Here is a 5,472-nt window from a genome sequence, read left to right on the forward strand (position 1 = left end):
GAGGTGGCGAGCACGCCGTTCCACGCGGCGCAGCGCACCGTGCGCGACAATGGCCTGGAGCAGCACGTCACGGTGCGCCTGGCCGATGGGTTGGCGGCGATAGAGCCAGCGGACGCGATCACCGCGATCAGCGTGTGCGGCATGGGCGGCGAGACGATCCGCGACATCCTCGACAGCGGCAAGGCCCACCTCAGCGGCCGCGAACGTCTGATCCTGTAACCCAACGGCGGCGAACAGCCGTTGCGCTATTGGTTGATGAGCAATGGCTACCGCATCCTCAGTGAGGAGTTGCTGCACGAAAACCGCTTCTACTATGAAATCATCATGGCCGAGCGCGCCGAGCCCGTGGTGTACAGCGCTGAGGAGCTGTACTTCGGCCCCTTGCACCTGCAGGCCCGCAGCCCGGCGTTCCTCGCCAAGTGGCAGCGTGCGTTGCGCCTGAAAAAACGCACCCTGGCGGGCTTTGAGCAGGCTCGGCAGCGGGTACCGCAGGCGAAGGCGCAAGCCATCGCCCAGCAGGTCCAGTGGATTACCCGACTGCTGGCGTAAATAGGCCGCCGGACTCCCTTCAAGTTCTCCCCATGGGCGGCCGATAGGCTGTGGTGATTGAGGGCGTTTCAGCGCGCGCCTCGGGCAGTCGTCTCTGCGGGTGACAATGCCTGTGTCGCGATTGAGTGCTTTTGCCCCATTTTCGCGCACGCCTCGGGCCGCTTTGGCGCGTCGCGTGCCCTGTTTCAGGGCTGTGCAGCAGCGGCCCGTATCTTGCTAGTGCCAACCTAATCAATGACATGGCATTTTGCCGTTAGTCATTTCAAGGCTTCGCCTGCCGTCTAACGCGTGGGTTGTTTTTGGGAGTGGACATGCACAGCCTTTTATCACCCGGTATCCGCCTGCTCGGACGTTTCGGCTTCGCGCGTAAGTTCCAGATCCTGTTCTTCCTGTTCATGCTGCCCCTGGCGGGCAGCCTGTGGATGATCGGCCAGGACTATCGCGACAAATTAAGCGTGATTTCCGCTGAGCAGTCCGGCCTTCGTCAACTGTTGGCCCTGGACGCGCTGGATGGCCAATTGACCGCCCAACGTAACCTGGCTGCGCGCTGGAAGGCGGCGGACATCCTGCATGCCCCGACGCCAGCGGCGAAGGCGGCGATGGATAAGGTGGATGCCAATTTCCCACTGATCCTGCAAAGCCTGCAGGCCCTCGGTGATGCCCTGAAAACCCAGAACGCCGGCGCTGACGTCCTGGCCCGCTTCGAGGCTTTGCAGGCCACGGTCAAGGGCATGGACTCGGCGTCCCTGCGCACCGTGGGTTGGTGGCCGGATGGCTACGACCGCTTCACCTCCGCGCTGACTGCGATGCAGGCCCTGCGCGAACAGATCACCCTCGACGCCGGCCTGATCCTCGATCCCTGGTTGGAAACCTACATGCTCATGCAGATGGGCACCCAGCAAACGCCCGACCTGATCGAGCGTATCGGGCGGATGGCCAGTGTGGGGCAGTCCTCGATTTCCTCGGGGCAGTTCACCTTGCAGAGCCGTTTGCAGATGCGCGACTTGCGCAGCCGCATCGGCGATGCGCGGGATCAACTGGTCAAGGCTGCGGCTTCGCTCAAGGCCAAGCAATACGCCGGGATGGAACCGTGGACAGCGCAATACGACACCAGCCTGCAGTTGTTGGATAACGAACTCAAAGTGCTCGACGACGGCGTGTTCGGCGGCAGCATCAAGCTGGATACAGCGGGTTTCGAGCGCAGTATCGACGCCATGCTCACCTCGCTTGGCGCGTTGCGTGTTCAGTCGCTGACGTCGATGGATGCGCGCCTGGACTACTACCACGAGCACGCGAACACGCAATTCATACCGATGGCGGCAACGTTCAGCCTGTTGGCGTTGGCGGCGCTGTACCTGTTCATGTGCCTGCAAGCGTCCATCCGTCGCAGCGCCAGCGGCATCACTACGCTGGCCGAGTCTCTGCGCGACGGCAACCTGTGCGTGGCCGTGACGGTAGAAGGGCGCGACGAACTCGCGGCGATCAGCACCGCGTTGAACGTCGCGGTGGTGCAATTGCGCACCAGCCTGCTCGGCGTCAATCACGAAACCCAGCAGCTTGGCTCGGCGGTGCTTACCCTGAATTCGCAATCGGGCAGCACCCTCAGCGAAGTCGAAGACCAGCAGCACCAGATCAGCCAGATCGCCGCCGCCGCCACGCAGTTGGCCGCCACGTCCATGGGCGTCGCGCGCAGCTGCGAACAGGCCTCCGGCAGTGCCCAGCAAACCCGGCGCATCGCCGAAGACAGCAGCCGCGACAGCCAGCGCACCACCGCCAGCATCCAGCAGCTCAACCAGCGCCTGACCGACACCTCGGACGCCTTGCAGCAGGTCAGCCAGCAAGGCCAGCAGATTCAATCGGTGGTCGACACCATTCGCGGCATTGCCGAGCAGACCAACCTGCTGGCCCTTAATGCCGCCATTGAAGCCGCACGCGCAGGCGAGCAAGGCCGGGGCTTTGCGGTGGTCGCCGATGAAGTGCGCAGCCTGTCGCAACGCACCCAGGCCTCGACGGCGCAGATCGCCGGCACCGTCGACAGTCTGCGCGCCACCGTGAGCCAGGCGGTGACGCTGATGGGCGCCGCGTGCGAGCAGGCCTTGACCGATGCCGAGTCCGTCACCGGCCTGGGCACGCGCCTGGGCGAGATTGCCGGCGCGGTGCAGAACGTCACCGACACCCTGGCGCAAATCGCCACGGCAGTGGAGGAGCAGGCAGCGACGGCGGATGAAGTGAGCGGCAATATCCAGCAAGTCGACCAGGCCGCCGGGCGCCTGCTGGACGGCGCCCGCGCGGTAAACCGTGCGGCAGACACCTTGAGCAAGGGCAGCCAGGCGTTGAGTGATAACACCGCACGGTTTCGCCTGAGCTGAGGCGTGCGGGCATACTCCCCCGTAGATACCCTTATCCAACACAGCTGCTACCGGTGAGACCGTGAGGTGGATTGGCATCCGTAGCAGCTGTCGAACCCCGGCGAGGCTGCGTTGGCCGCGACTCGGGCTTGAATCGGCAGCGCGCCTGACGCAGCCTCGCTTGCGCTCGACAGCTGCTACGGATTGGCGCGGTGTTGGATAAGGCGCTATCTACGTAATTGCCCCCTTGAAAATGTGTGGAGGCCTACTCTGACTGGGTGCGCAGCACTTCAATCCACAGCGCCCCCTTGCCCGACGCCGCTTCCCCCACCCGCTTCAACGCACCGTTGGCGCTGACTGCATAGGTGCCGACCTTGTCGCTTTTCTCACCGGTCACCAGCAGCCAATGCCCGTTGGGGGAGAATGCGATATTGCGCGGCTGCTTCTCCTCGACCGGGTAGTTGTCGACAAAGCGCAGGCCGCCGGTGGCGGTATCCACCGCAAACGCCGACACCGAACTGCTGGTGCGCTCGCTCATCAGCAACAGCTTGCCGTCCGGCGACAGGCGCAGGTCGGCCGCCCAGATGCGCGGCGTCGGGTCGTCTTTCAGGTCATTGTTGCGCGCGTCACGCACTTCACCATGGGCCAATTTCAAATGCTCGGGAATGCCATTGGCCACGCCAATCTGGGTCAGCGCACCGGTGCTGTCATCGATGGCAAACGCGGTGACGGTGCCGCTCATTTCACCGACCACATACAGGTACTTGCCGTTGGCCGAAAACGCCAGGTGCCGAGGCCCGGTGTTGGCTGGCACGCTCACGTAGCCGCTGCCGATCGGGGTGAGTGCGCCGGTGGCGGCGTCGAAGCGGTATTGCAGCACATGGTCCGTGCCCAGGTTGCCGGCGTAGGCAAAGCGATTGCTTGGGTCGGTGCGCAGCGAGTGGGCATGCAGGCCGGTCTTGTAGGTGTGGATAGGTTCAGGCTTGTCGATGGGCTGGACGCTGAGGGTGTCGGCACCGTAGGACGCCGCGAGCAAATAGCGCCCGGCGCGGTCAGTGGCCAGGTACGCCATGCTTTCGGCCAGTGGCGCCTTGGACTGCGGCGTCAGGCGGCCGGTAGTCGGGTCGATGCTGAAGCCCTGGACCTGAAACGGCTTGACCCGTAACGCCGCGAACAAGGTCTTGCCGTCGGGGCTGAGGGCCATGGGGTTGACCTGATCGCCGGCCGTCACTTGCTCGACCAGGCTCAGGGCGCCGTTACTTTCGTCGAGGCGGTACTGGGAAATCAGCCCGTCACCGGGGCTGGAGATATACGCAAACGTGGTGGCGTGGGCGTGGGCACTGAGGCCGCAGACAACGGCGGCGGCCAGGAGCAAAGGTTTGTTCACGGGTGATCCTTTATTGTTATGGATGTGATCAGTCATCGTATGACTGTAGGCGGGTCTCGGCAATGATTGTTTTATCGGTGGTCGGGGCGCTGTATCTCTGCCCGCGCCAAGGGCATGATGCGCGGCATGAATAACGACCCCGTAGCACTTTACTGGCGCTTCAAGGCCCCCGATCCCGGCATCGGCCCGCGCGAACAGGCGCCGATGCTCGCCGAGGAGCAGGCCTGGGCACGGGAGCATGCAGCCGGGCATCACTTCAGTTGGATCGAAGTGCTGCTGCCGCCGCTGTGCTTTGGTGTGTTCCTGCCCAGCCTGGTGTTCATGCTGGGCGTGTGGCTGTACGGGGCCGCGTTCGCGCCTGGCCTGGACGTGGACCGAGTTATCGGCAACACCTTTGCCTGGCAGGTGTTGGCGGCGGTGGTCTTTACGGCGGCCTGGGGGCTGCGCAACTACCTGCGTGATACCCGTGACCCCATCAAGCGCTACTGGCAGGCCATGCCGGACCAGGGGGTGGTCGAGCTGGAGCGCCACACGCTGGTGTCGGGCACCAGCCTGTGGGCCTCGGACTACGATCCCGACTGCAACGCCCTGATGCAATGGAAAAACGGCCAGCTCGAACGCACCCAGAGCAGCGGGGTATCGCAGTGGATCGTCGCCAAGACCACGGCGGGCCACTGGCTGGTATTCAAGGACGAATACCCCGGCGACTTCACCTACAACCGCGTCGGGAGCATGCCGGCCCCGGACAAACAACTGCAACCCTGCCAGGACCTGGCCTTTACCTTTGCCCCCGGCACCAACCTGATGCTGGGCCGACGTTTCGACGGCGAACCGCTGCCCTTGCTGGACACCGGGTATTGGCTGGCGGCCGATGAGCTCAAGCGCCTTACTGCAATCGCCCATCACTGGGCGTTTTTCCCGCCGGACCGCTATGGCGTGGTCAATGCCCGGAACGCGCCGTGGGTGCAGCAACTGTTGGACAAGGCGCAAGCCGATGGCGAGGTGGCCGGGGGAACGGGTTTTACGCACGCTTAGTAGTGAGCGGACTTCTTGTGGTGAGCGGGCTTCTGTGGTGAGCGGGCTTGCCCCGCGCCGGGCCGCGAAGCGGCCCCATCAAGAACACCGCGTTTTTCCAGGTAAATCCTGATAACAGCTTTTGGGGCCGCTTCGCCGCCCGGCGCGGGGCAA

3 protein-coding genes and 1 pseudogene are annotated in these 5,472 nt (G+C 64.2%); 3 read left to right on the plus strand and 1 reads right to left on the minus strand.

The annotated features are described in order from the left end of the window. Together BFP99_RS01745 and BFP99_RS33910 are read left to right on the plus strand one after the other, a co-directional pair. A pseudogene (locus BFP99_RS01745) lies at nt 1–549 on the plus strand (tRNA (adenine(22)-N(1))-methyltransferase TrmK); the annotation flags it as partial. 1,676 nt (nt 550–2,225) lie between these two features. Next, nucleotides 2,226–2,918 carry a methyl-accepting chemotaxis protein gene (locus BFP99_RS33910; protein ID WP_370671250.1) on the plus strand — a complete coding sequence of 231 codons (693 nt, stop codon included), beginning with the start codon at nt 2,226–2,228 and terminating at the stop codon, nt 2,916–2,918. A gap of 244 nt (nt 2,919–3,162) precedes the next feature. Here BFP99_RS33910 and BFP99_RS01755 read toward each other — a convergent pair whose 3' ends face one another. After that, the gene (locus BFP99_RS01755; RefSeq protein WP_065946534.1) at nt 3,163–4,284 is read right to left on the minus strand and encodes a lactonase family protein; all 1,122 of its coding nucleotides are present in this window, start codon (nt 4,282–4,284) and stop codon (nt 3,163–3,165) included. A 126-nt stretch (nt 4,285–4,410) separates the two neighbouring features. Between BFP99_RS01755 and BFP99_RS01760 the strand changes: the two genes are divergently transcribed. Then, complete coding sequence (locus tag BFP99_RS01760) at nt 4,411–5,319, plus strand: hypothetical protein (RefSeq protein WP_065946535.1); 909 nt, start codon at nt 4,411–4,413, stop codon at nt 5,317–5,319. Nucleotides 5,320–5,472 lie beyond the last annotated feature (153 nt).

Origin of the sequence: Pseudomonas sp. 1 R 17, from assembly GCF_900067035.1 — a bacterium.
Lineage (GTDB): Bacteria > Pseudomonadota > Gammaproteobacteria > Pseudomonadales > Pseudomonadaceae > Aquipseudomonas > Aquipseudomonas marginalis.